The organism is Gilliamella sp. B2923 (genome assembly GCF_026536565.1).
Taxonomy (GTDB): Bacteria; Pseudomonadota; Gammaproteobacteria; order Enterobacterales; family Orbaceae; genus Gilliamella.
In genome coordinates this window covers 1-529 of record NZ_JAFNNZ010000058.1, presented here as the reverse complement: position 1 = coordinate 529, position 529 = coordinate 1, and the positions used below count along the sequence as shown (strand labels likewise).

The following is a 529-nucleotide window of genomic DNA, read 5'->3' as shown; positions in this document are numbered from 1 at the left end:
CTTTAATGGTTGGCTTATATTGCTCAAGTGAGGCATTATCTTTGTTTCGGGTTTCCGCTTTTTTCGCACTCAGGTAAAATTCTTTTAAACTGCTGGTTTCTATAATCTCCTTAAAATCAAACCAGTCCCAACAACTGACTTTTTTTACGCCTTCATGGCCGATGGCTGCCCAACCAAGGACAGGTAGATTCTTACTGCCTAAGACATCTTTTTGGATTAAAATCCATAACGTACCTTTGTCGTCAACTGCGCGGGCATTTTCTGCTTGAAATTCTTTATCATTCAGAGTAAATATCATCGGCATTTGAACCACGTTTTGGCTGCCGGTTAATTCACTTAGCTGTAGAGGATGTTGGCTCCAGGCCGGGGTTGCTTCGGCTAATTCTATATCTCCTTCAAGTTTGGCTTTTTCGGCTATCTTCTCACTATTTTCTACCCATAACTTTTTAGTTTCGGTCTCCGATGTGTTAATCTCAATTTGTAACCAGTTGATATTAACTTGTTTACTCAATACTTTTATTTTGGTGTC

At 39.5% G+C, this 529-nt stretch carries 1 protein-coding gene; it reads right to left on the bottom strand.

Annotation, left to right across the window (positions count from 1 at the left end; translation table 11 throughout):
- Positions 1 to 529 (bottom strand): hypothetical protein (locus J3U42_RS12335; protein WP_267336623.1); only part of this gene is annotated, 529 nt, incomplete at both ends.